This window comes from Nostoc sp. JL33 (assembly GCF_017114985.1).
GTDB lineage: Bacteria > Cyanobacteriota > Cyanobacteriia > Cyanobacteriales > Nostocaceae > Nostoc.
This window is the reverse complement of the sequence record NZ_JABXKP010000081.1, coordinates 1-26,658: the sequence shown is the minus strand read 5'-3', so window position 1 is coordinate 26,658 and position 26,658 is coordinate 1. Positions and strand designations below refer to the sequence as shown.

Here is a 26,658-nt window from a genome sequence, read left to right as displayed (position 1 = left end):
TATCAATTTAAACATCAATTACACTAATTGCTTTAACTGTAATTTCACCAATTCCCCAGGCGCGATCGCTCCATTTTCTGTAATGATCGCTGTAATCAACTCGCCTGGAGTGACATCAAAAGCTGGATTATAAAAATCTACACCCGCAGGTGTGAGAATAGTATCGCCAACTTGATAGATTTCTGTTGGTTCGCGTTCTTCAATGGGAATTTGGCTGCCATCGGCTAATTCAAAATCAACGGTAGAAAGGGGTGCAGCGACAAAGAAGGGGATATTATGTGCTCTAGCTGCGATCGCAACACTATATGTACCAATTTTATTAGCAGTGTCACCATTAGCAGCAATGCGATCAGCACCCACAACTACAGCATGAATCAAACCCTGTTTCATGCAATGGGCTGCCATATTATCGGTAATTAATGTAACTGGAATACCTTCTTGGACACATTCCCAAGTGGTGAGTTTTGCGCCTTGTAAACGAGGACGGGTTTCGTCGGCAAATAAACGTTCTAAACGTCCTTCCCTCCAAGCAGAACGCACAACACCCAAAGCTGTGCCATAACCAGCAGTAGCTAGCGCCCCAGCATTACAATGGGTAAGCAGTGTCAACTTTTCTGGGGTAGTGGGCAAGACTGCCAAACCATTGTCACCAATTGCATGACAAGTTTGTAAATCTTCAGTATTAATTGCTTGGGCTGTTTGGAAAAGGGTTTGCTTAATCTCTTCTACCGTTCCCAGCGTTTCGTAGGCGGCTTTGATCATCCGGCTAATTGCCCAAAATAAATTTACTGCCGTCGGCCGAGTAGAACGCAACAACTGGGCTACTTTATCTAAGTGTTGCAAAAATTCGTGGCGATCGCTTGTGGCAATTTCTCTCGCACCAAGATATATTCCATACGCCGCAGCCACACCAATTGCCGGCGCACCTCGCACAATCATAGTTTTAATCGCCCGCGCCATATCTTCACTGCGGTGAATTTCTACAAATGTATATTCGTTGGGTAAGCGAGTTTGATCAATTAGTGACACCGAGTTGTTGTGCCAAATAACGGGATAAACCTGGTTTGTAGAAGGTGTCATAGAAGGAAGCCTGAATAAATTTCTTAAAATACCATAAAGTATGTTATCAAAACGCTAACAAGTCTTTAATTACCTTGTCTTAAATAGCGGACTTCTTCTAACAAAATATTAAATCTCTGATCATTTTCTTCTTGTCGTTGCTTCATTAATTCCATATCTCGCTGACTTTGAGCAGCCACTTGTAACAAAGCTTGAACAGTTACCCTCAGACCATCAACACTGTCACGCACTTCGGTAACGCTTTCCCGCAATTCAGTAACGCTTTCCCGCAGATTTTCCCGCAGTTCAGTGACGCTTTCCCGCACCTCGGTAACGCTTTCCCGCAATTCAGTAACGCTTTCCCGCAGATTTTCCCGCAGTTCAGTGACGCTTTCCCGCAGATTTTCCCGCAGTTCAGTGACGCTTGAAGCCAATCCATCCACCATTTCATCCGTCCATCTCTCAACCGTCATTTGATTTTTCCAAATTTAATCCAGTTTATTTTTATTCTAATTTATGCTTTTCTTCAATGCGATCTTCGTAGCTTACCATGAGGGTTTGTAGTAAGCACTTTTTAATGCTGAAAAAATAAAGACAAAAGTCCTTACTACCAACTTGCTTATCAATCAATTGAAAGTTGACAGAGTACTAGTCTCTTCTCAATAAGTCCTACTTCTTGCTGTGACTAATTACTTTCTAACTTTTTATGATTTTGCTGCGCGGATGGTTAGTCTATCAAGTAAAATTTTTATTCTTAACACATTTATGTACATTTATTGATTTTTACCTTTTTACTCAGTGTGCGTGCGGTTTTTTACCACTTTTGCATATTTGACGCGACAGAGTGCTTATTGGACGAGCAAATTTTTCTGGGTCAATTTTCAAACTCAAATTTCAATCAAACCAGAAGCAAAGTTTCATGAAAAAGTCTTTTTTCAAAAGCCACTATTGCTATTCCCAATCGACCACCGAATGTTAATGTTTGCTTAAATCCTAGTTTAGCTAACTTGCCATTTACCAGCCAAGAGTTATTCTCAAATAAGCCTAAACCCCACTCTGTGCCCCAGAAGCTAATTCCGGGCTAGGGTTGTTGGCTGCTGCGGCGAGTGCTGTTTTGTTGCGAAAGCGTTCATATAGGCAAACTGCCTAGTGGTCTGTCAAGCTAACAATACTTGGTAAACCAACTTTTAGAATCTTTCTCTCTTTCGCTCTGTGTTCTCCGTGCCTCTGCGGTTCGTTATTTAATCCAAGCATTTTTTTCGTTGAACTGGGGAATGCAGAATACCTTCGCAAATGCCAGCAGAAAGAGTGAGTAGGAATAGCGATCGCTAATATTCTCATGAAAATAACCCCTAGAACAGGGGTTATTTTTGGATAATACTGTTGATAAATGAACTAAACCACAGCAGATACTTGCTGCTTAAAGAAAGCTTGCAAAACTCTTTCTGCTATTTGATGACTAGTTAAACCTAGTTCTGTCTTAGATTCATTGGGTTCAGCATGTTCTACTAACACATCTGGCACACCGAATCGCTTGACAGGAACGAGAATATCTGCATCTAGTAAAGCTTCCGCGATCGCACTACCAAAGCCACCGATTACACAGCCTTCCTCCAAGGTGATGACGCGGCCAATTTTCTTAGCTAAAGGTAAAATTAACTCGGTATCTAAAGGCTTAACGAAACGGGCATTAATTACAGTTGCTTCAATGCCGTGTTCGCTGAGAAGTTCAGCAGCTTGCATTCCTGGATAGACCATTGTGCCATAGGCGACGATTAACACGTCATCGCCTGTACGCAGAATTTCGCCTTTGCCGATTTCCAAAGGTTCCCAACCTTCCTCCATCAGGGGGACACCGTAGCCATTGCCACGAGGGTAGCGCATAGCGATCGGCCCACTGGTATGGTTAACACCAGTTACGATCATGCTTTGCAGTTCTGCTTCGTCCTTGGGCGCCATCATTACCATGTTGGGAATGCAACGCAGATAGGCAATGTCATACATACCTTGGTGGGTGGGGCCATCAGCACCGACAATTCCTGCCCGATCTAAGCAGAAGAATACTGGCAGGTTTTGGATGCAGACATCGTGAATTATCTGGTCATAGGCGCGTTGTAGGAAGGTAGAATAGATAACCGCTACGGGGCGCATCCCTTGAGTTGCAAGTCCTGCTGCTAGGGTAATCGCGTGTTGTTCGGCAATACCGACATCAATATATTGATTGGGCAGTTTGGCTTGAAGTTTATCTAAGCCTGTCCCCGTTGCCATAGCCGCAGTAATCCCGACGATTTTCGGGTTTTGTTCGGCAAGTTTCACCAGAGTGTGAGAAAAGACTTTGGCATAAGCCGGGGGTTTGGGTTTAGTGGAAGGAATGGCTTTGCCAGTTGCTACGTTGAAAGGGCTTTGGGCGTGGTAGCCAACTTGATCTAGTTCGGCAATTTCATAGCCTTTGCCCTTGACTGTTGCTACATGTACCAAAACTGGGCCTGGGATCTGATGTGCCTGTTGGAAGGTGGCAATCAATTCTTCGAGATTATGCCCATCCACTGGCCCAATGTAGGTAAAGCCGAGTTCTTCAAAAACTGCACCTACCTTAGGAACAGCCAAGCGCTTCATGCCTTCTTTAATGCGTCCGAGTTCGGGAGACAGGGATTCGCCAACGAAGGGAATTTGCTTAAGCTGTTCCTCAAGATTATCTTTAATAAATTGCACCGGTTGGCTGAGGCGCATTTTGTTTAGATAGCGGGGAATCGCGCCCACGTTGCGAGATATAGACATGTCGTTGTCGTTGAGAACAACCAACAGGTTCGTTTTTGGCATGTGTCCGGCATGGTTGATCGCTTCTAAAGCCATACCCCCTGTCAGCGCCCCATCGCCAATAACAGCAACGGCTTTAAATTTTTCCCCTTTCAAGTCTCGCGCTAAAGCCATGCCCAATGCGGCTGAAATACTTGTAGAAGCATGTCCAGCCCCAAAGTGGTCAAACTTATTTTCACCGCGTTTGAGATAACCCGCAACTCCGTCTTTTTGTCTGAGGGTGTGGAAGCGATCGTAGCGCCCTGTAAGCAGTTTGTGGGGATAAGCCTGGTGTCCTACATCCCAAATCACTTTATCCCGATCTAAGTCCAGTGTCTGGTAAAGTCCTAGTGTTAATTCCACAACACCCAACCCTGGCCCCAAGTGTCCACCATTAACTGCTACGGTTTGGAGATGCTTATCTCGAATCTGACGGGCAATCTGTTGTAGTTGGCGAACAGATAAACCGTGCAACTGATTAGGATGGGTGATTTCGCTCAAATGCATATTATAGGGTTTTCCTCTCTAAGTTCTAGTTTCGGTATTTTGATTTTCCCACGGTCGGGCTGTCCACATAATCAAACTCTTACATTGTTACTAACTTGTAGTGGAAAGTATAACTTCGTAATTGATAATGGTGAAGAATTTGTTACCTATTAACAATTCGTCAAAATGAGCTTGCAATCAGCTAAAGTTATAACACATTTGTCAATAAGTAATGTTACTTAATTGTCCTCTATAGCCCGTATAGAAAAACAAGTTTTTCCGCAGGAATTTGCGGAAATTCCTTAAGTATATTCCTCACTTTTGCCATTTTAAGCTAGTAGAAAATCAAGTTAAATATTTTATCTATAACTCAATACGGTTCAGCATAATTGCTGGTAAATATTTAGCAATTATTTCTTCTCTTTTTCGTTAACACCAGCTAATTTTCTCAGCGATAATCAAAGGTTTGTAATAAAGGCTTTAGCCCTACTTTCAGCACTGAAGCCCTCTCTACGAGAGGCTATGCGTAGCAAGATCCCCAAAGGGGTACACTACGAGCCAACTTATTTTTTTAGATTACTTAACATACTTTGATTTATTATCGCCTATTTACTTAGTTCATCTGGCAGGGATAAATATGTATGTAAAACTACTTATTTATTTATTTAGTAAATTAATATTCTTAAACTTATTAGTAAATTTTATGGTTCCCTTTATGTAAAATTTCTGAGTATTTTACTGATAGAGTAGAGCCAAAAGGCTGTCAGGGTGACTTGGATAGTTGGAAACTAAAATCTCATGCTTTATGAAGTTAATGTAAAAATATTCGCTGCACAATTAGAAAACTTTATGGTTATTTCACAAATCTGTTGCCAGCAATTAAATATTTACCTCAAATCCGGGAGGAAATACTAAAATTGCCAGATGCTAGTATGCAAATTCCACCTGAACAAGGTCAGTTCATGGCGTTTCTTGCTCAATTGACCTTTTTTTAATTAAAAATTAAGAAGAATAATAATTTTTAATTAATTTTGGGTTCAGAGCAAGCACTGATAGGGCAGCGTTAGCTCATACTGGAGCGGATTGCAATTTTTAATTAATAATTTTTAATTTCTAAGACTTACGCATTGACAAGAAATACCAAATATGAGTCAAGGTTAAAAACCATATCTTTCGTAAGGGCACAGCATAATCTATTTACGTAGTTTACCGCCGTAGGCATCGCAGGATAATTAAGAAAAGCCTGAAAACTTCCTGAAGATCGTTAATTGGGATCACGATGCATTTGTACAGTGCGTAAGTCCTAATTTCGAGAAGCGACTTGACATCACCGTTCTACCTATCGCGGATCGGCTAACTTTAATATGGAAGCGTAGTTAACCCTACTGTTTATTGACCAAAAGGAAATTTTCTGGTGTCAGCAAGAGACATCTCCAGAAATTAATTTTGCGTTGCCGGAAGTCCTTCAGTAGGCACAATTGATCAACTGTGCCTACCTCCTTTTCACTTCTATGTCTATCTACTTACCAAAAGCATCCTTGATATTATCAACAGCACGTTCAACAACATTCTTTGTGTTGTCTACTGCTTTTTGAGTCCGAGCCGAATCTTCGTTTGCTCTTTTCTCAATTGTAGCCGCATCTTTCTTTGCTTTGCGCTCAACAACACTATCATCGTCTGTTGCTTGATCAACTTTACTGGCGTTGCTCTTGGCAGCTTCCTTAACTTTATCTGTCGTATCTTGGATGAAGTTTTTGGCTCGTCCAGCATCTTTACTGGTTTTTTCTTGAACTTGATCGCCTGCGTCTTTTGATGCGATCAAGGTTGCAGTAGTATCAGCCATTGCTGAGGTGTTGGAGAAAAATGCACCTTGCCAAACGAAAGCGATCGCTAACAGACAAAACAGTGTTGTAGCCATCCAGCGTTTGACGGTGGAAAACTGTTTTGTCAAATAATTTAGTTTCATAGAATACAATCTCATCTGATTTAGCATCCTATTATAGTCCATTTAGCTTATTAGCCATATCGTTCCCTAGATAGAGGTTTTGGCGTCATAAGTTGTTAAACGATTATTATTTTGATATAGGAAAAACTTTTGCTGGTAATCAAGGATCGAATTAAACAGTTGAGAGCTTTTGGGCATGAGCGTAGACGCTTCTTCGGCTTGTCGTTAGACATCGCGCTTAGAGAAAAGTCAGCGATCGCCGTTGAGTTAATTAACTTGCGATCGCTTCCAGCAGGCGGTTACGCCATCGCAACTGAATTTTTACGGTTGGGAAGCTTGCGCTCTAATTTTTTCTTCAGTCCAACCGCTTGGGCTTGATCGCTAATCTTGTAGACTACCTTAGCTCTTGCGATCACGCTGACATCAATTGTTGGAGGCGCTGTGGTTCCTCTCCCAGCCAATCTGGATTTTGGGCAGTGCTGTCAAAAATTGATGAGGTTTTGAAAGGCTCAAACTCGCCGCGTGATGCCGCTTCTGCTGTTTTTGCTAAGAGCGATCGCACTTGGTGGTCATTCATTGGCTGGAACGTCCGCACTGCTTCAAAAGTTTGCTCTAGAATCTCCATGCTGTCAATTCCGGTAATCACAACCGATGTCGGCAGATTCAAAGCATAGTGTAAACATTCAATTGGCGTTACAGTATTTGACCGTAAAATAATACCGTTTGCCAAGCTTTTCATTCCCAGAACGCCGATGTTTTGTTTAACCAGTTCTGGCACAACCAGCTTTTCAAAGCTCCGATAGTGGGCATCCATCACATTGAGGGGCATCTGCGCTGTATCAAATTTAAACCCGTTACTGGCTGCAACTTCCAGCATATGCAGATGAACATAGGGGTCTTTATGCCCAGTGAAGCCGATATATCGAAGTTTGCCAGCTTCCCGTGCCTCAATTAAGGCAGCATTCGCCCCTTCTTCGTGAAAAACTCGATGTGGGTCTTCGTGCCGAAGGATTTCGTGGTGCTGAACGAGATCGATGCAATCAACTTGCAGGCGTTGGAGTGATTCGTCTAGCTGTTTTGCTGCTGCTTTTTTAGAGCGACCATCGATTTTCGTCATCAGGAACACTTTGTCTCGGTAGCCATCACGCAGGGCTTTTCCCATGCGAATCTCGCTGACTCCACCGTTGTAATCCCAACTGTTATCCATAAAAGTGATGCCACGGTCAATGGCTGTTCTCACAATTTGGATACCCAGTTGCTCATCAACATGCTTCAAGGCGATGTGCCAACCACCCAATCCGATAGCAGAAACTTTTTCTCCTGTACTGCCGAGAACTCGGTATAGCATTTCTGAATTTGACGTAGTTCCTGACATCTGTTCTCCAAGTCTTTCAGCTATTACTTATGTAGATATAACTGTGTGGCCATTCAAAGACAAGGGAAAGTTGACAATATCTTGCTGAAGATACACTTTTCGACCCATTAGGAAAAGACTCAAGAAGCCAAAATACCGATGGCAATTTGGGATGTGTGAGGTATATGAATTGAGTTGATGGGTTAAAAGGGCGGTTAGAAACCGCACGCCAGTCGCCTCTCCCAAGGGGAGACGCTGCGCGAACAACGGGGGGAACCCCCGCACAGCGCTGGCTTATCTACACAGACAAAACCCACCTGCGTGGGTTAAGAATCCTTGATTTTGTATTAGTCCACGGAGGTGGACTTGGTTTGTGTAGCCGCGACTTCCAGTCGCCCTGGCTCTAAATTGACTGTGCCCCTACAACATAATATGTGGTTCAAATAAATGAAAACTGTTGTCAAACATCAACAATTATTTGCCACTATAAAAAAAAGCAATTTCTTTCTCTTTTAGGGGTGCGAAACCAGCATCTACAAGTAATTGGTCGAGTTCTGCTTGGGGAATGTGTTTTGCACCAATTCGCACAATGCGCGATCGCATCGTATTAGATACGCCACTGCGCTGTCTATTGCCTTCTAGCGCCATAACTTTACCATAAAGGTCTAGCTTGGCAGGCGGAATCGGAGAACCATCAAAATCAATTCCCTGTGCGATCGCTTCATCAATAGCATCAGCACCTGTGGTAGTCTGATTTCCTGGGTTAGTTTCGGTAGGCATGGTGATTTGTTCTTTTTCGCTATGGGTAGATTTTACCAGCCTTGCTGACACCAAAGCTGCCAACTGGCTTTTTTGCTGCCGGGGATTAATTGCAATTCTTTGCGTTTAGAGGTTCATCGAACTCACCAAAATCCTCGCGCCGTGGAAGCATATCGAGAACACTGGTTTAACCCTTTTAAGCCTCTTTAATCCTCAATTTCTAGAGCAAGGAACTAGCGGGAGCATTCCTTGGTAGGTCTTTAACTCTTGCCTTAAACGTAGTCAAGTTTTGACTTAGACTAGTCAGATTTGGGCTTTTTTCAAGCCCCCGCCTTTAGGCGGGGGCTTTGGTGACGCTACACTAATCACGAGCTTGTCGCGTCACCAAACCCCCAACAAACGCCCCTAAGATAGTGCCTGTCCATAACCCTGTTGTGCTACCTTGCCATATTGCTCCAGGTGTCATCCAAGCATTGCACATCTCCTTGAAACCCCAAGGTTGGTTTTGGCACTTTTGGCTATGCAGCATCATGGTAATTTGCCCACTAGTGTAAGCACCAAAAAAACCTACTGATAGCGCCAAAAAAGTGCAAATTAAAATTCTTGTCCCCCTTGTCTCCCTCATCCCCCACTCCCCACTCCCAACTCCCATTCCCAATCAACCTGTATTTCTCATCCCAGCAGCAATACCATTAATAGTTAACAATGCCCCTCGCAGTAACTCGCCTTTGCTGTAACGAGAGTGGATGACTCCAGATGTAGCAGTCGTATTTTGGGACTGTCGTAGGCGCTTGAGTAAGGAAACTTGGATAAATCCTAAGGGTACAATTGTGCCATTGCGTAACTGTACAGATCGTTGCAATACAGGATCACCATCTAACAGTCGATTGTGATTGGTGATTTTTAACACCAAATCTCTTGTAAGATAGAACTCGCTGGCAATTTGATCAAAAACCTTGGCAAAACGAAGTTGATCTTCTGGTTTTGACAATTCCTGAACGTAGTGATGTGCCATTTGCATGTCTACTTTTGCCAAGGTCATCTCGGCTTTGGAAATCACCATCTTGAAAAAAGGCCACTTAACGTAAAAGTAACGTAGCAATTTCAAATGTTCTTCTGGTTCTACGTTCAAGAATTCTTGTATAGCTGTGCCAACGCCGTACCAAGAAGGCAGCAAAAAGCGAGTTTGTGTCCAACTAAATACCCAAGGAATAGCTCGTAGACTACTTAAATCTTTCTTACCAGATGGACGGCGGGCTGGACGGGAACTAATTTGTAGCTGGCTGATTTCTTCAATCGGAGTTACTTCGTGGAAGAAGTCAACAAAATCAGGCTGTTCGTAGATTAGGGCACGATAATGTTGGCGCGATCGCGCTGCTAATTCTTCCATAATCTCATTCCAGGGTTCAATATCATCAAACCCTGTCCGCAACAGGCTAGCTTGAATCACAGCCGTGGTGATGGTTTCCATGTGATACAATGCCAAGTCCAACAAGGAATATTTGGAAGCCAAAACTTCTCCTTGTTCGGTAATTTTGATTCGCCCATTGATACTATGACCTGGTTGAGCCAAAATCGCCTCGTAAGCAGGGCCGCCACCCCGTCCCACAGAACCGCCGCGTCCGTGGAAAATCCGCAAATTTAGATCATAGTTTTCTGCTATTTGTTGCAGCGATTTTTGAGCTTTATGAATTTCCCAGTTGCTGCTTAAAAAACCAGAGTCTTTGTTGCTGTCAGAATACCCCAGCATGACTTCTTGTAAGTTTGGGGGGAGGGGCGAAACGGAGGGGACAGGGGAGGCAGGGGAGGATGAATTTTCATTGGCATTCTCTGCTTTTGTCTGTTCATAGCCGCCAGCTAACAAAGCGCGATATAACGGCAGTTCAAACAGTTTCCGCATGACGCTTCTGGAGCGTTGTAAATCTTCTACTGTTTCAAAGAGGGGGACAACTTGAATAGTTCCGACAGCAATGGCGGGGTCAAAAAGTCTGGCTTCTTTAGCTAACAGCAACACTTCCAGCACGTCGCTGACGTCGCGGCACATGCTGATAATGTAAGTTTGGCAGATGTTGAAACCAAATTCTTGTTGCAGCGATCGCACGATGCGAAAAGTTTCAATTACATCGTTGGTTTTCTCAGAAAATGGCAATTCTGCCGGAATTAATGGCCGGCGAGTTTGCAGTTCTCCGGTGAGCCAAGCGACTTTTTCCTCCTCAGAGAGTTCGTTGTAAGGTTGAGATAATATTTGCAGGTATTCGAGTATCTCATTGAGCGCATCGGCGTGGCGGGATGATTCTTGACGGATATCTAGCTGTGTCAAGTTAAAGCCAAAAATTTCTGCCTGACAGATGAGATTTTCTAATTCTCGACAGCTTAAACCTGTTTCTGTTAAGTTGCGTTCAATCATCCGCAGTTCTGCTAAAAAATCGTCTCCCGAAAGATACAGGGGACTATCTTGATTTTTTGGCGTTTCCCGATTATATAAAGCTAGATTGCGATCGCGAGTATTTTCTAGCCGTTTCAGCACATAAGCCAGTTTCAGCCGATAGGGTTCTTGTCGATAACGCAGCGCCAGTGCATCGTAGACTTCGCTCAACTGGGACTGATCCAATTCTAGAGATTCCAGTAAGTCTGGTAAGACATCACTCCAGTGCATCGACACACTCAACAATTCAATCAGATTTTTTACTGACTGAATATATCTCCCTAGCACCATTTTGCGTTGATAGCAAGCTGTCTGCCAGGTAATTTCGGGTGTAACTGATGGGTTCCCATCCCTGTCTGAACCTACCCAGGAGCCGAAAGAGCAAAAGTTTTTACTCGGTGGTTCTAGCCAAGGAAAGGTATTGGATAGGGTATGTTTGAAACGTTTATACAGTTGAGGAATGCCATCAAATAAAACTTCTTGGAAGTAGTGTAGAGCATAATCTACTTCATCTAGCACTGTCGGTTTGAACTGGTGAAGTTCATCTGTGCGCCACCACAGGCGAATTTCTTCGAGCAATTGTTCGCGGACATCTGCTGCTTCCCAAGGATATGCTCCGGGTGTGGTACCAGAATGGTTTTCTAAGGCATCCAGTTTTTGCAACAGTAATACCACCTGTCGCTGCTTATCCCGGATGGTATGACGAACAATTTCCGTTGGGTGCGCTGTGAAAACTAAGCGCACATCCAGATGTGCAATTAGACGTTGAATTTGCTGGGGTGGTACATTCAGTTTGAATAAATAGGGAAACAAGGCAGCGAAAGTACCTTTTGGTTTGACTAATTCTTTTTCTAGATAACTTTTTCTCAGCAACTCTGCTGCTATTCCCCTGCTAACAGGCGCGTCATCTTCTCTTTGATTGGAGGAATAGTTGACATTGGATGGTGTTTGCGGCTCTGTAGCCTCTGCTTCTGCCTCATAGCGACTCAATTGCTGCCGTTGTTCGTATTCCTGCTCTATGATGTTAATCAACTGAAAATAGAGAGCGAAAGCACGAGCCGCGCGGATTGCTTCGTTGATATTTAGTTGTTCAATTAATTTGACGGCTGAGGATGCTTGGTCATTTGTTGCTTGTCCTTCTGGTGAACATAAATCGCGCAACTGCCCCAACAGGTCTACCATATTTTGTCCGCATTCTTGCCGGAGAACTGACTCCCACAATTCTTCCACTACCTGGAGACGATGACGCAAAAATAATTCCGACACCGGGTATATATCCGCAGTTTGAGACGAAGAGTATAAAAGGGAACCCATATTCTCTATTCTTGTAAAGCTAATTACTGTTTACGGTTCTAGGCTTTGCACTTAATGCTCACCGGGTTGTTCCTGAGCAAATAATTATTTGGTGTATATATTCTCATCTGGATTGGTTTGGTGTTCATCTGGGAAGTCGAGGTTAGGTAGGCGATCGCCTCGAAATAATTCTTCACTGGCTTCCCCTATGGCTTCTAGTGCTCTTACTGTAGTTTTTCCTGTAATCAGCAGCAGTAATATAGACGCTGTACCTATTTGTAAAATGAACGATTGGGGAATGGTAAAGAAATCCAGATTGGATGCGGGGTTAGGTGAAGGCTGTTGTTTGGCAGGAGGCATTGCTAATTTTTGGTTATGGGAATTATTGAGTAGAGACGCGATTAATCGCGTCTGTACAGGAGTTTGGAGTAGAGACGCGATTAATCGCGTCTGTACAGGAGTTGGGAGTTAGGATGACTCCTTTTGATAAAGGGATGAAGTTGAAATGGGATAAGCTTGTTGTTTGTTTCGTCCATCAGGGGCGTTAACGCAGTGGTAAGCAAGTCCGACTTTAAAAGACAAGCGATCAGCTAGTCATATAGAATTATTCTGACTCCTAGCTGCTAACTTTTAACTCCTAACTCCTAACTTCCGATTTCTGACTCCCTATTAGTAAAATAAACGCAAAACTCAATATTAGTCAGACTTGCAACCTGTACAAGACTATCTTGGCGGATTTTGTGAGCTACGAAGGTAACAAAATTGTTAAAAAAAAACCGTCAGAGTGTGATAGACCTATGGTTCTAGTTTACAAGTGCAAGCACTATCCCCCAACAATCGCTGACTGTAAAGTTAACTTCTAATGAAAACAGTATTACCAGATCGCCAGCAATCCTTACTGCAATGGGTAAGCCAAGCAACAGGAATCAACACTTTCGGAGTGAAAGTCCGGTTGCGGGGAAATGACCTTCATATTCTTTGTGAAGGTACAGAATGTCCGCAGCGTTGGCGCACTTTGTCTGACTTGCTGCAAGCACTACAGCAAACAGATGTGGATCTCCTGACCAGCAAGGAAGAACCCTCAATATATCAAGTATTTGTCTATGGCCGAAGAAAAGGGGAACAGCGCCCCAAATGGTGCCATCGGGTTTACTTGAATCAAATAGATAAGCATCTGGAACAGGTGCAGCAAGCGCTGCTAGAAGACTCGGAAAAATCAAAACAATCGGCTGGGGCGCTGATTGTCTCTAACGAAAGTTTGGCACGCCAAGGAAACCCAGAGGCGATCGCTCGCTATCTCAGCGAAACTCTGAGTATGTTAGGTGTATCGGTACAGGCAAAGATTAAGCTATATAAGCCAAAGAACTCTCAGCCAGAAGAAAATCGCCTGTGGATATTTTGCCTGTCAAGCTATAGCCCTGATGCATCGTTGCTTGCTGAACCAATAGCGCAGAAGTTGCGTTATCTCAAACTTTCCGGCTACCAAGATGCAGTAATTGTTTCTCAGGTGATCGGCGAAACTGCACCTGATTGGCTGCTGCGGGTGGATTTGACGCCACCAGAGGTAATGCTTAAGGAGTGGGCGCGTTGGGGGGATGTACAAGCGATCGCTCGATTATTAACTGAGGTATTGTCATTAAAAGTTGCTGTCCAAGCTGATCTTAAGGAATCAACCCTACATATCTTTTGTACTCCAGCTTATGATCCCTTAGGAATAGCCCCAATCCCAGACAAGGTAATGTGCTTAGAGGCGATTTTACCCCAGCTAGAAGGGATCGCTCCTCAAGGCATTCTCGCCGCCACCGTATACGGACAAAAAGCAGGCGACAACCAACCAACTTGGATTGATTGGCTGGCTTTACCCGCGACAAAGCATCCCGCCTTTGCCATATCACCGCTAGATTTGGCGAATACTGGCGATCAACCAGCGATCGTATTTTTACTGGAGCGTTTACTCAATCCTGACTTGGATTGGCGGCTATTGACAGGTGGAATTCGCGTACTGCTGCTGAAAAAAAATGATTTATTGCACATCATGTGTGATGCACCTGTTTGTCCAGGGCGTGAACAAGTAGCAAGCAAAATTACCCAGTTTATCCGCCAGTTAAAAATTCCCGGTATTATGGGCATACGTGTCTACGGTCGCCGCGCTGGGAATAAAGAACCTTTTTGGCACTATGGACTTGATTTTGAGCATCGCCAACGTTTAGTCCCAGAAGCAACCCCAGAATTTGCTGCTACTTCTAAATACTTTAACGAGCTGGTAAGCTCTGAGACTAACGAACCAATTTTGCGCCCGGACTTAACCACACAAGAAGTTCAAACTTTTGTGACAGAAGTAGCGCGAGATTGGATAGCAACAGCGAGTGCAACAGCGAAAAAATTCCTGTTGAGAAGCCAGCTATTTACCGAAACCCACCAGTCAGCCGAGGCAAACCCTGACGCTCAAGGACTTAAGGTGGCTCTGGTTTGGGGGACACTGGGATTATTGCTCACTCTCCAAACTGATTGGGTGTTGGGTCAAATCATCGCCCGTGCTACGCCCACCAATATACCCCCATCATCTTCTGGGCAAAAGGCATCTTTGACATCTGGGAAAAATCAGAGCCAGAAAACGACATTTTTTACCAGCACTTCCAAGACAAAATCTCCTCCAAATCAGAGTTCTGTATTTAATGCTTCTGAATTTACCCAAAGTGATGATACCTCGATCAAGAATTTGGCAGCTGCACCACTGAAGGAAAAAGCAACCTCTACCGCTATTCTTTTAGCAGCGCGATCGCAGATGCCAAGTTTCAATGTCAGGCAGTTAGACGAGCAACTAGCACTGTATAAACAGCGTTTAGCTAGAACTGGTAGTCCGCCAGATGTGTTGATTATTGGCTCCTCCCGCGCGCTCAGAGGAGTAGATCCAGCAGCACTTTCTAAAGCTTTAGCGGCTCAGGGTTATCCAAATATTGACGTGTTTAACTTTGGGATCAACGGTGCTACTGCACAAGTTGTAGACTTTCTGGTTCGCCACGTACTGGAACCATCAGAACTGCCTAAAATAATTATCTGGGCAGATGGTGCGCGTGCTTTCAACGGTGGACGCGAGGATATTACCTTTAAATCGATCGCTGCATCAGCTGGTTATAAACAAGCACTCCAAAAAACACCAATAGCTGCAAATAGCAATGATTTGCCCGAAAATACGGTAAATTCGCCAGAAGAAAAGACAAGTGAGGAAAAACCGGAGATTAGTACCTATGAAGCTGTCAATCAGTCGTTAAGTCAGGCTCTAGCATCTCTTTCTACTAGCTATCAAAACCGCGACCAAATTAAAACTTTACTGCAAAAACAACTGTTCACACTTAGTCCTAATCAGACAGTTGCATCAGAAAAACAGTCTACAGACGGTACTTCAGATGAGAGTATTTCTCGGCAAGCAGTTGACTTTGATGGCTTTCTACCTTTGTCTATTCGCTTCAATCCCGCCAGATACTATCAAAAACATTCTCGGGTTTCCGGAAATTACGACAACGACTATAAATCTTTCCAAGTAGAAGGACAGCAAGATGCTGCCTGTCAAGAATTGCTTCAGTTTGCCCAGTCTCAAAAAATTTCCTTAGTGTTTGTCAATATGCCTTTGACGGAAGATTATTTAGATCCAGTGCGTAAACAATATGAGCAACAATTTCAGCAATATATGTTGCGTTTGGCTACTAATCCCAAGTTTATTTATCGTGATTTGAGCCAACAGTGGATAAAAACAAATGACTACTTTTCTGATCCCAGCCACCTCAACCGCTTTGGAGCATACGAAGTCTCGAAAAAGTTGGCTAATGACCCGATGATTCCTTGGCCAGTGAAATAGGGGAGTGGGGAATGGGGAATGGGGAGTGGGGGATGAGGGAGATCAGGGAGATCAGGGGGATGAGGAGAATAAGCAATGCCCAATAACAAATGACAAATGACAAATGACAAATGACAAATGATAAATGATAAACGACTAAAAAATGAACTTTATATCAATTTTATATGGGCTGTTCTTGTTGAGTGTGTTAGGAATTTACTGGTCTTTAGCACAACAGAAATTGCGATTATGGACGCTGCTAATTGCTAGTTTGGTTTTCTATGCATCTCTGCACATCCAGTACATACCATTACTATTAGCATTGACGTTTATTAATTTCCGTGTGGGGCTGGAAATTGGAAAAAACACATCGCCAGGAAAACATTCTCTTGATTGGCAAATTTCTAATGAAGAGTGGCAATTTGCCCAAGGTGATTGGAATCTTCGTCGTCTAAAACTTTTGTGGCTGGGTATAACTCTAAATGTTTTACTGTTATTAGGTTTTAAGTATTTTACCCCTTTATTCAAGTTTGTTTTTCATCTGGAAACAAACTCACCAGATAGCTCTTTTAAAGTGATTGCACCCTTGGGAATTTCATTTTTCACCTTTGAATGCATTGCCTATTTAATAGATGTCTATCGCGGTGCGCCTGCTACTGAGCAGTTTCTCAAATTTGCCACATACAAATTATTTTTCGCCAAACTGATTTCCGGCCCGATTACGCGCTACCACAACTTAGCAAATCAATTCAATACACTAGACTTCCCCAATAGCGATAGAGTCGCTGAGGCGCTGTGGTTGATTGCTAGGGGCGCAGTCAAAAAAGGTATTTTTGCAGACCACTTGGGAATTTTTGTTGATTTATGTTTTGGTAATTTGCAACGGGCGGGTAGTACCGATTTGTGGTTAGCTACATTCGCCTACGGATTGCAGTTATATCTAGATTTCAACGGTTACGTAGACATTGCCCGTGGTAGTGCTTTGCTTTTCGGCTTGGTTCTACCTGAGAATTTCGACTTTCCCTATTTCAGCACCAATATTGCCCAATTTTGGCGGCGCTGGCACATGACTCTAGGAGATTGGCTACGTAACTATCTCTACTTTCCTTTGGGTGGTTCCCGTCGGGGTTTAGTCCGTACCTGCTGGAATTTACTTATTATTATGCTAATCGCTGGTATTTGGCACGGTGCTGCTTTAGGTTATGTCGTTTGGGGCATATTCCACGGGTTAGCCTTGGTGGTTCATCGACTTACAGATGCGATCAGCGATCGCGTTGAAAATCTAGAACAATTCTGGCAAAATCCTCTGGGTATCTTTGTCGCTTGGTTCTTGACCCAACTGATGGTTTTTACCTCTTGGATCTGGTTCCGCCTACCTAATCTCCAAGACTCTTCTTTGGTATTTCGGCATCTTTGGGGTTATCCTGCTGATCCCCAGTTTGCTCAAAAGGTCTATGTGGAAGCCTTAAATATGAGCCAATCCCAACTCACTTGGGTACTTCTAGCTTTAGCTGCCCTTATGGCTGTAGTCTATGCCTTCAACCGAATTCTGAAGTTAGAGTTGAACTGGCCTCTTAAGCTTGTCTTCGTGCCTCTATCTTTCTACGCTGTTTGGTTATTAGCTCCTGAAGGCAGTTTGCCCTACATCTACTTTGATTTTTAAAGCGGTTCCCAGGTGCATCAAGTACATATCAAAACCTCACCCCCAACGCTTCTTTTGACGCACACAGAGGGAAGATAAAGTACAGCTTCGGGGTGAGGTTAGCTCTACCTCGCTCTTATTAGGAAACGCTCTTATAGCGAGGTAGAACTTATTATCTCGTTACAACTTAGGCAAGACTTAAAATTTTTCCCACAGGCTAATTGTAAAGAACTGTAAAGGAAAATAGCTAGGCGATCGCCTCAGTTTATGTCCGAATAATTAGTTATCATTCCCACATTCATTGCACCCACCCCCAGCCCCTCCCCGCTAGCGGGGAGGGGAGACAAAGCGTAGCTTTGGCTCTTTGGGGTTCTTCGCATTTAATAACTAATCAAGCGGACATGAGATCATTGATAGTTACAGCTAGTTTGATATTGAAATGGCTTACAAAGCCTCAATCCATTACTTTTATGATTATTATTTCATAGTAGGAAAACTTTACAGTTCGATGAGCTTGTTAGAGAATTCTGTAACAGAATATTAAGTCACAGAGCGCCTGAAAGTAAATTCTTGTAGACTGGATTTTAACAGGCGAAAAAAATCCGCTTGTTCCATTTTTAACAACAACATATAGCACTTATAAAACAATGACCACAACCTTACAACGGCGCTCTGACGCTAATGTATGGGATCGCTTCTGCGAGTGGATCACCAGCACGGATAACCGTATATATATCGGTTGGTTCGGTGTTTTGATGATTCCTACCCTGCTAGCTGCGACCACCTGCTTCGTAATTGCCTTTATCGCTGCTCCTCCTGTGGACATCGATGGTATCCGCGAACCAGTTGCAGGTTCTTTGATCTACGGAAATAACATCATCTCTGGTGCAGTAGTACCTTCTTCAAACGCCATCGGTTTGCACTTCTACCCAATCTGGGAAGCTGCTTCCTTAGATGAGTGGTTGTACAACGGCGGCCCTTACCAATTGGTAGTTTTCCACTTCTTGATCGGTTGCGCCGCCTACCTGGGTCGTCAGTGGGAACTTTCTTACCGCTTAGGTATGCGTCCTTGGATCTGCGTAGCTTACAGCGCACCTTTGGCTTCCGCTACCGCAGTATTCTTGATCTACCCCATCGGTCAAGGTTCTTTCTCAGATGGTATGCCTTTGGGTATCTCTGGAACCTTCAACTTCATGATTGTGTTCCAAGCAGAACATAACATCTTGATGCACCCCTTCCACATGTTAGGTGTGGCTGGTGTATTCGGCGGTTCATTGTTCTCTGCAATGCACGGTTCTCTAGTAACTTCTTCCTTGGTGCGTGAAACCACCGAAACCGAATCACTAAACTACGGTTACAAGTTCGGTCAAGAAGAAGAAACCTACAACATCGTTGCAGCCCACGGCTACTTCGGTCGTCTAATCTTCCAATACGCTTCCTTCAACAACAGCCGTTCACTGCACTTCTTCCTAGCAGCTTGGCCTGTCGTCGGTATCTGGTTCACCGCTTTGGGTATCAGCACGATGGCATTCAACCTGAACGGTTTCAACTTCAACCAATCAATCATTGACTCCCAAGGTCGCGTCATCAGCACCTGGGCAGACGTAATCAACCGCGCTAACTTGGGTATGGAAGTAATGCACGAGCGTAACGCTCACAACTTCCCCTTAGACTTAGCTGCTGGTGAAATTACACCTGTAGCAATGACTGCTCCTGCTATCAATGGTTAATACTTCAGTATTCGCTAAATAAAAAGCGCCCTCGAGAAATGGGGGGCGCTTTTTTGTTGTAATTAAGAACTTCTAAATAAAAAAATATCCAATTTTTACACGAGAAGACATCGCACTCCATTATGTTAGATTCAAGCTACAACTCCTGCGGATGAGGAATCAGGTAATGGCGGCTTCTGTGAAACATGGCTTAAATAATAGCGCTTTTATCCCTCCCTTAGAAAGTGGCGATCGCTTAACCCGCCACGAATTCGAGCGGCGCTATACAGCAATGCCCGATAAAAAAGCAGAATTAATCGAAGGAGTCGTCTACGTGGCATCACCATTGCGTTTTAGAAGTCATGGTTTACCTCATGGAAACTTAATTGTCTGGTTAGGAAATTACAAAGTTTCCACCCCAGGCGTAGAACTAGGTGACAATGCTACCGTGCGCTTAGATTTAGATAATGAACCACAGCCTGATGTTTTGCTATTGATAGATAAACCAACCAGGGGACAGGCACAAATAAGTGAAGATGATTACGTAGAAGGCGCACCGGAATTAGTAGCAGAAGTAGCAGCCAGTAGTGCATCTATTGATTTGTACGACAAAAAACGCGCCTACCGCCGCAACGGAGTACAGGAATATATCGTTTGGCAGACTTTAGAGAATAAACTCGACTGGTTCTGCTTGGAAAATGATGAATATTTGCCACTTGTGGCAGATGCAGATGGGGTGATTAAAAGTAGAGTATTTCCAGGTTTGTGGTTAGCTATCACCTCACTCATCACAGGAGATATGACGAAAGTTTTAGCAGTACTGCAACAAGGGTTAAATTCAAAAGAACACACGGAGTTTGTTGAGCGTTTAACTTAGTCAAACTTAATACAAGTAGATTTAAAAATAAAAATATTTACACAGATAAAATTTTCAAAAAATATCTGGTGTATTTGGGTACAATTACTAAGTTGTTACCCATTTATATTAGTGAATGCATTGGTATAAAGAAAAATAATTTATTGTGTTTCGACTGACTACAAATCTCAGATTTTAGTTTTCGTCTCAATTCAATATAAAATCTAAAACTTAAAATCCCAAATAAACATGACAGACCTAACTCCGAATTCTAGTTTTAGTTTGACACTGCGTTTGCAGATTCCCAATCGTATAGGGATGTTGGCGTTGATAACCCAGGCGATCGCAACCACTGGCGGTAATCTGGGTCAAATTGATTTAATCGAGGAAACCCGCAAACAGTCTACCCGCGATCTGACTGTGGATGCTGCTAGTACTGAGCACGCTGAAACGATTGTGCAAGCAGTCAAAGCATTGCCAGACATCAAGTTACTCAGCGTCTACGATCGCACCTTTAATTTGCATCGCGGTGGCAAAATCAGCATTGTCAGCAGAATTCCCCTGAAGAGTGTATCCGATCTAGCAATGGCTTACACGCCCGGAGTCGGTCGAATTTGTACTGCGATCGCTCAAGATCCAGAGGAAGTTTACAAGTTAACCATCAAACAAAACACTGTTGCCATTGTTAGCGATGGTAGTGCCGTTTTGGGATTGGGAAATCTCGGCCCAGCAGCCGCCCTACCAGTCATGGAAGGCAAAGCAATGCTGTTCAAGGAATTTGCGGGGCTGGATGCTTTTCCGATTTGTCTGGCGACTCAAGATACAGAAGAGATTATCCAGACAGTTAAGAATATCGCTCCAGTGTTTGGGGGCGTGAATCTAGAAGATATTGCTGCACCTCGCTGCTTTGAAATAGAAAAAAGATTGCGCCAAGAGTTAGATATTCCCGTATTTCATGATGACCAGCACGGTACAGCAATTGTCACCTTGGCCGCGTTATTTAATTCCCTAAAGCTGGTACAAAAGTCAATAGGGGAAATCAAGATCCTGATTAACGGTGCTGGGGCGGCGGGAGTGGCGATCGCTCGGTTACTCCGGAAAGCTGGGGCAGAAAAAATCTGGATGTGCGACTCTAAAGGGATTATTTCTACTAGTCGCACCGATTTGACACCAGAAAAACTCGAATTTGCCGTGAAAGCTCAGGGGACATTAGCGGGTGCAATGCAAGGAGCAGATGTATTTATTGGTGTCAGTGCACCGGGAGTTTTGACACTAGAAATGGTACATTCGATGGCGAAAGATCCAATTGTGTTTGCAATGGCAAATCCGATTCCAGAGATTCAGCCAGAATTAATCAGTGAAGATGTTGCTGTGATCGCTACCGGTCGCAGTGACTACCCGAATCAAATCAATAACGTCCTCGCTTTTCCTGGGGTATTCCGTGGTGCTTTAGATTGTCGGGCACAGACAATTACCACCAAAATGTGTCTAGAAGCCGCAAGTGCGATCGCCTCCTTAGTCAAGCCTTCAGACTTAAGTCGGGAACATATTATTCCTTCAGTCTTTGATGAGCGCGTCGCCACTGCTGTTGCTGCTGCTGTGCAACGTGCAGCGCGTGAAGAAGGTATCGCTCGGAATTAAATAATCACCGAATTTTAGATTTTAAATTTTGGATAATGGAATTGTTGGGCGTTGCCTAAGAAGAGAAGATTCAAAATCCAAAATTGTCTGACTTTTGTCAGGGAGCAAAAGGTTTACTATACTCCAGAAGCGGCTCTGGTAATTGATAGTAATTGTTCGTAATCCTTTGGTGTATCAATATCGATATCCCCTAGTGAAAACGGAATGGAAAACACTTCATTGAGGTTATTATTAATAACTCTTTTTGCTCCTGAAGTTTCTTTCAAAGCAGCAAGTTCTGAAAAAAATCTCTGACTAAATAGAGCGGGTACACCTAATGTACCCGCATATTCACAAGCAATAATCGGTTTTTTTGTCGAATAATATGCATCAACAAGTTGATTAATAATTTGGTGAGAAACAAATGGCTGGTCGCAAAGTGTAATAACTACTGCTTCTATTTTTTCAGGAAGATTATTTAATAATTCAATGCCGCTCTTGACTGAACTACCCATCCCACAAGCCCAATCTGAGTTATTAACTACTCTAACAAGAAGGTGCTTAATTTGGGGATGAATTTGTTCTGCATTTGCTCCAAGTACTACTACCACAGGTTGACAAACTGAAGCGATCGCCATTTCTGTAATGTATTGCAAAAAACTACGTCCTTGGTAAAGCAATAGTTGTTTTGGTGTACCCATACGAGTCGATGCACCAGCAGCAAGAATCATAATCGCTATGGTTGATTTTTGATTGTCTATTTGCTCAGTGTTAAATACCATAAAAGATAAAAACTATGTGGTAAGTAGCAAGTTTAAGTTGCTTTCATCGGATTGGTGAATTGGTTGATGGCGATTTCTTAAAAAATTAGCACTGCTGTTTGTTAGCACTGCTTGAATTTCAGCAATAATCGCGATCGCTATTCCTTCAGGTGTATCTGCTCCGATGTCAATCCCAACAGGGCCATGCAATCTTTTTAATTGTTCAGTATTATAAACTATTCCTTGCAGGCGTAAATCTTCAAGCAATCTTTCAGTACGCAGCTTTGGCCCTAAAACCCCGATGTAGCGTGCAGGAGATGGCAGCAACATTTTCAAAATTTCCAGGTCGTCAAGGTAATTATGCGTCATCACCACAGCAACTGTGTAGTCATCGATAAATACCTGTTTATCTACAACTTCCCGCCGACTAAGAATCAGATCACAAGAACGAGGAAATCGCTCTTTAGTTGCTTGATTAGCTCGACAATCGACTACAGTAACCTGCCAACCTAATGCTTGAGCAAATTGTGCTACGGGTACAGCGTCATAACCTGCACCAAATATTACTAAACGTGTGGGTGGTTGGATGACTTCAATGAAAACTTCTACACTGCCTAAAGGTAGCTGATAGTTCTTTACACTTGACTTTTGATTAGTAAAGGCTGCTTGACTATCTGCAATCAGAGATGGAATTAAAGTTGGATCTTTGATGTCAGTGATAATTTTACCATTTGGATATAGCAGTAAGCGCGACCCAAGTTTGACATTGACTGCGCCTTCAAAGGCAAAGACTGTAGCAATAATACCCAAATGTTTTTTATTTAAGCACTCTTGTGTAAAAGCGATCGCATTCGGCATCGTTTCTCTCTCAAGACGTTCGAGGAGAATTTGCACTATCCCATTGCACCCCAAACCAAAGCCCCAAAAAATATCTTCAGAGGCGGCGTTATCGTAAGTAATAACAATTGGTTCGCCTTCTGACATTCGTTGTTGAGTATGCTCAAATACGTCGTTTTCCAAGCAACCAGCGCTGATTGTTCCGATCATCCGACCTGTATTTGTAATCAACATTTTGGCACCCGGTCGGCGATAGGTTGAACCTTGAGTTTTGACTACAGTGGCAAGGAAAGTGATTTCACCACTTGTTTGACTTGACTCGAAGCCTTCTAAAATTGCTTGTAATTCGTTCATTTGATTGCTTATTTCTCTGTTTCTAGCAGCTTGTAAGCTTGAGCAGGCAGTCCCAATCAAAACTAATGCTTTTATTCTAAGCTCGTGCTTCTTGGGATTGGTGAGCATAAATCATCTGAGAAATAATCGGGGGTTCATCGCCTTGATGAAAGGCAAAAACCTTTTCACGAATCTCTCGATCTGCCACCGTAAACCGTTCATACTGACGTAAATGATCCACCCAAGACTCGACGATAAATGTCTCTAAGTAGCGATTCGGCTGAGATGTATCATCAATGCCCCAGCGAATCGCACCATCTCGTAACCGCACCACTCGCAGGGCATGAATTGCCGCAATGAATTCCTCTGCTTGCTCTGGGTTAATACAATATTCAAGTGTCATTAGCCAAGCTCCCGCCGTGTCCTCCATCCAACCCCCAATGTTGGAGACAATTGAGGCAATCCAGCGATCGCCAAACAAAGAGTTACGGAGCGGACTCCAAGCAGAGGTTGTCATGACTGCGCTATGCACGTATTTACTTCAGCATTCTGGGAGCGGGGCCACGAGTGACATCCAATCCTGACACACGAGGTAGAGCGATCGTTTTGCCTGTTTGTGCGGCTTCATAAATCAACGCTATCAGTTTTTGGTCTTGCAAACCTTCTTCACCAGGCGTATGGGGTTGCTTATTCCCAATCACACAATCTGCCATGTGATCGATTTCTAAGGCGAACTGATTCTTCTCACCTATCCGCACTTCGCTAATGTTTTCTGCCATGCTATTACTTGGTGATTTGCGTGAAACCATCATCCGTAAACCGTTGTAGGAGAACGCCGGATCGAGTTGTCCCCAAGCATCAGAGCCGAAGACGCGAAACCGCCGCCCTTCGTGAAAGCCGTAGCTAGTAGAGCAAATCCCTAGTATCCCACTGGGAAACCGCAGCTGGAAGGTGACACTTTCTTCTACTTCTTTGAAGCGCGGATCGCCAGGAGTGCTGAAGATTTGGGCGCTAATTGCGATCGGTTCCTCTCCCGTCAAATAGCGAGTTGCATTCAAGCAGTAAATTCCGACATCCGGTAAAGAGCCACCTCCAGCTAAGGCACGTTTCAATCGCCACTGGTTTAAGTCACCGCCTTGGTTTTGGCCGTTGTCTGCCTGAATCACCTTGATCGCTCCCAATTCTTTGCTGCGGATCATTTGAATCATCGCGCGATGGTGCGGCTCATATTGGCAGCGATAAGCAATCATCAGCTTACGATTGGCGCTTTTGCACGCGTCGATCATCTGCTGACAATCTTCCACTGTGGTTGCCATCGGCTTCTCACACAAAATATGTTTACCAGCTTTAGCACCCCGCACTGTATATTCACGGTGCATACTGTTAGGCAGCACAATATAGATTACATCAACGTCTGGATTGCTGCGGAGATTGTCATAATTCTGATAGTTGTAAACATTTTGCGGTTTGATGCCATACTGCTGTGCAACTTGATTGGCTTTGGCAGCATCGCCACTAACTAATGCAGTTGGCTTTGCTAATTTACATTCTGCAAATGCAGGCATGATTTCTTCTAATGTCAGTCTACCCAGTCCGACGATCGCAAATCCCAAGCGTCGCTCTGGAGGTAATGCAGTTGGTGATCCCCCTGTCTCAACCTCAGTCTTTTCCGAAATGGGCGGAAACTCAATCTGAGGCGGCAAAGTCCCTCCGTGTGGGGTGGCTTGCCCAGTTGGCTGTTGGGCAGCAACCTCTTCGTCTATACTACCAATTGCGGCGGCTGAAATGGCTCCTAACCCAGCAGTAGTGAGAATCTGACGACGAGAAAATTTTCCTTTAAACAATTCAGACATCGTAATTCCCTAAAATTCTCGTTTAAACAATTTGTCGTGGTTCCTTAATGATGAAATTTTGGACTTAAGCTATTCCACATTTAAATCGCATAATTAGGCGGGCTTTCTGTGCCACTGCACAAGAGTTTGATGAAATTTAGATATACGAACTAGATGGGGAACAGCTTAGTACAGCAATTCGTAGCGAATTAAATTTGGGAATACGCTGCAATGCCAATGCATCGGCTGACAATGCCAATGCATCGACTGACAATGCCAATGCATCGACTTGCAATGCCAATGCATCAACTTGCAATGCCAATGCATCGACTTGCAATGCCAATGCATCGACTTGCAATGCCAATGCATCGGCTGACAATGCCAATGCGTTCTTCTGCAATTAAAAAATCTACGCTTTTACGCAAAACTGTACTTAGGGAACTCCAGAAAATAAATTATCCAATTCCTTCATCAATGCTAATAAGCTAATCGACATTTAAGTTGCTCCCATCAGGGCGGGCAAGATGCCCACCCCACAAGATATTGATAAAATTTTGATATGCTTTCTTAGATGTGTTTTAGCTTATTAGATTTTTCTGGCTAAAACTCTTTAACGTAGACGTAAATCGGTGAAGCAGCGCAAGAACAGGGGGTTGCCAATACACTTGGGTTAAGGCTAAAAAATAAAACTGGTGTAGGTTGGGTTGAGGGACGTAGCTTGCTTCTTTCCTCAACCCAACCTACTAACCTGAAAAACATCTAAATTGCATAACCTAATTAAACCTAACTCTTGTGGGGTGGGCCGGAAAGCCCGCCCTAATGGGAGCAAGTTAAATGTGGAACAGCTTATTCTTCTTAATCCAAGCGTATTGCCCCTTTCCTCGACTGCTGTTAGCGCCAGAAAGAGCCAGTCTTCTCCCTTGGCGTAGCTTGAGCTTGCTTCTTTGCAGGAGTAGCCGCAGGGGACGCAAAGGGAAAGAAGAAATGCTTAACTCAACTGTATTGGCTTAGGGGGTGCTAATTGGACTTGGTCTGCTAGTTGGACTTGGGCTGCTAGTTGAACTTGGGCTGCTAGTTGAACTTGGGCTGCTAGTTGAACTTGGGCTGCTAGTTGAA

Annotated in this window: 20 protein-coding genes; 6 read left to right on the top strand and 14 right to left on the bottom strand. The window is 43.7% G+C overall.

Features of this window, described 5'->3' with window-relative positions; genetic code table 11:
• Positions 1–18: 18 nt before the first annotated feature.
• From mtnA to HWQ23_RS24230, 4 genes are all read right to left on the bottom strand, one after another.
• The gene (gene mtnA / locus HWQ23_RS24245; RefSeq protein ID WP_292833907.1) at positions 19–1,080 is read right to left on the bottom strand and encodes an S-methyl-5-thioribose-1-phosphate isomerase; all 1,062 of its coding nucleotides are present in this window, start codon (positions 1,078–1,080) and stop codon (positions 19–21) included.
• A 65-nt stretch (positions 1,081–1,145) separates the two neighbouring features.
• The gene (locus tag HWQ23_RS24240; RefSeq protein ID WP_292833904.1) at positions 1,146–1,532 is read right to left on the bottom strand and encodes a methyl-accepting chemotaxis protein; all 387 of its coding nucleotides are present in this window, start codon (positions 1,530–1,532) and stop codon (positions 1,146–1,148) included.
• A gap of 922 nt (positions 1,533–2,454) precedes the next feature.
• Positions 2,455–4,362, bottom strand: coding sequence for a 1-deoxy-D-xylulose-5-phosphate synthase (dxs, locus tag HWQ23_RS24235; protein ID WP_292833901.1), 1,908 nt, complete (start codon positions 4,360–4,362; stop codon positions 2,455–2,457).
• Between the two features lie 1,498 nt (positions 4,363–5,860).
• Positions 5,861–6,307, bottom strand: coding sequence for a hypothetical protein (locus HWQ23_RS24230; RefSeq protein ID WP_292833898.1), 447 nt, complete (start codon positions 6,305–6,307; stop codon positions 5,861–5,863).
• A 129-nt stretch (positions 6,308–6,436) separates the two neighbouring features.
• Between HWQ23_RS24230 and HWQ23_RS24225 the strand changes: the two genes are divergently transcribed.
• Positions 6,437–6,664, top strand: a complete 228-nt coding sequence (locus HWQ23_RS24225; RefSeq protein WP_292834011.1) for a hypothetical protein — start codon at positions 6,437–6,439, stop codon at positions 6,662–6,664.
• A 34-nt stretch (positions 6,665–6,698) separates the two neighbouring features.
• Here the strand turns inward: HWQ23_RS24225 and HWQ23_RS24220 are convergent, their stop codons facing one another.
• The 5 genes from HWQ23_RS24220 to HWQ23_RS24200 all read right to left on the bottom strand — a co-directional run bounded on the left by HWQ23_RS24220 (position 6,699) and on the right by HWQ23_RS24200 (position 12,477).
• Positions 6,699–7,661 carry an aldo/keto reductase gene (locus tag HWQ23_RS24220; RefSeq protein ID WP_292833895.1) on the bottom strand — a complete coding sequence of 321 codons (963 nt, stop codon included), beginning with the start codon at positions 7,659–7,661 and terminating at the stop codon, positions 6,699–6,701.
• 453 nt (positions 7,662–8,114) lie between these two features.
• Positions 8,115–8,420 carry a small RNA NsiR4-regulated ssr1528 family protein gene (locus HWQ23_RS24215; RefSeq protein WP_196509210.1) on the bottom strand — a complete coding sequence of 102 codons (306 nt, stop codon included), beginning with the start codon at positions 8,418–8,420 and terminating at the stop codon, positions 8,115–8,117.
• A gap of 340 nt (positions 8,421–8,760) precedes the next feature.
• Positions 8,761–9,024 (bottom strand): hypothetical protein, encoded by a 264-nt coding sequence (locus HWQ23_RS24210; protein WP_292833888.1) that lies wholly within the window; start codon positions 9,022–9,024, stop codon positions 8,761–8,763.
• Between the two features lie 33 nt (positions 9,025–9,057).
• Complete coding sequence (ppc, locus tag HWQ23_RS24205; RefSeq protein ID WP_292833885.1) at positions 9,058–12,138, bottom strand: phosphoenolpyruvate carboxylase; 3,081 nt, start codon at positions 12,136–12,138, stop codon at positions 9,058–9,060.
• Between the two features lie 84 nt (positions 12,139–12,222).
• On the bottom strand, positions 12,223–12,477 hold the full coding sequence (locus tag HWQ23_RS24200) for a hypothetical protein (protein ID WP_292833882.1): 255 nt from the start codon (positions 12,475–12,477) through the stop codon (positions 12,223–12,225).
• Positions 12,478–12,979: 502 nt separating this feature from the next.
• Here HWQ23_RS24200 and HWQ23_RS24195 point away from each other — a divergent pair.
• The 5 genes from HWQ23_RS24195 (at position 12,980) to HWQ23_RS24175 (ending at position 21,800) form a co-directional block, all read left to right on the top strand.
• Positions 12,980–15,973: a DUF1574 family protein gene (locus HWQ23_RS24195; RefSeq protein ID WP_292833879.1), complete on the top strand. Its 2,994-nt coding sequence runs from the start codon at positions 12,980–12,982 to the stop codon at positions 15,971–15,973.
• Positions 15,974–16,115: 142 nt separating this feature from the next.
• The gene (locus tag HWQ23_RS24190; RefSeq protein WP_292833876.1) at positions 16,116–17,615 is read left to right on the top strand and encodes an MBOAT family O-acyltransferase; all 1,500 of its coding nucleotides are present in this window, start codon (positions 16,116–16,118) and stop codon (positions 17,613–17,615) included.
• 626 nt (positions 17,616–18,241) lie between these two features.
• On the top strand, positions 18,242–19,324 hold the full coding sequence (psbA, locus tag HWQ23_RS24185) for a photosystem II q(b) protein (protein WP_099099811.1): 1,083 nt from the start codon (positions 18,242–18,244) through the stop codon (positions 19,322–19,324).
• 166 nt (positions 19,325–19,490) lie between these two features.
• On the top strand, positions 19,491–20,180 hold the full coding sequence (locus HWQ23_RS24180; RefSeq protein ID WP_292833872.1) for a Uma2 family endonuclease: 690 nt from the start codon (positions 19,491–19,493) through the stop codon (positions 20,178–20,180).
• Between the two features lie 228 nt (positions 20,181–20,408).
• Positions 20,409–21,800, top strand: a complete 1,392-nt coding sequence (locus tag HWQ23_RS24175; protein ID WP_292833869.1) for a malic enzyme-like NAD(P)-binding protein — start codon at positions 20,409–20,411, stop codon at positions 21,798–21,800.
• Positions 21,801–21,916: 116 nt separating this feature from the next.
• Here HWQ23_RS24175 and HWQ23_RS24170 read toward each other — a convergent pair whose 3' ends face one another.
• The 5 genes from HWQ23_RS24170 to HWQ23_RS24150 all read right to left on the bottom strand — a co-directional run bounded on the left by HWQ23_RS24170 (position 21,917) and on the right by HWQ23_RS24150 (position 25,942).
• Positions 21,917–22,561 carry a nucleotidyltransferase family protein gene (locus tag HWQ23_RS24170; protein ID WP_292833866.1) on the bottom strand — a complete coding sequence of 215 codons (645 nt, stop codon included), beginning with the start codon at positions 22,559–22,561 and terminating at the stop codon, positions 21,917–21,919.
• 12 nt (positions 22,562–22,573) lie between these two features.
• A complete protein-coding gene (locus HWQ23_RS24165; RefSeq protein WP_292833863.1) occupies positions 22,574–23,731 on the bottom strand; it encodes an XdhC family protein in 1,158 nt (385 codons plus the stop codon).
• A gap of 76 nt (positions 23,732–23,807) precedes the next feature.
• Positions 23,808–24,227 (bottom strand): MFS transporter, encoded by a 420-nt coding sequence (locus HWQ23_RS24160; protein ID WP_292833860.1) that lies wholly within the window; start codon positions 24,225–24,227, stop codon positions 23,808–23,810.
• A gap of 19 nt (positions 24,228–24,246) precedes the next feature.
• A complete protein-coding gene (locus HWQ23_RS24155; protein WP_292833856.1) occupies positions 24,247–25,563 on the bottom strand; it encodes a Gfo/Idh/MocA family protein in 1,317 nt (438 codons plus the stop codon).
• A 136-nt stretch (positions 25,564–25,699) separates the two neighbouring features.
• Positions 25,700–25,942 (bottom strand): hypothetical protein, encoded by a 243-nt coding sequence (locus tag HWQ23_RS24150; RefSeq protein WP_292833854.1) that lies wholly within the window; start codon positions 25,940–25,942, stop codon positions 25,700–25,702.
• Between the last annotated feature and the right edge of the window lie 716 nt (positions 25,943–26,658).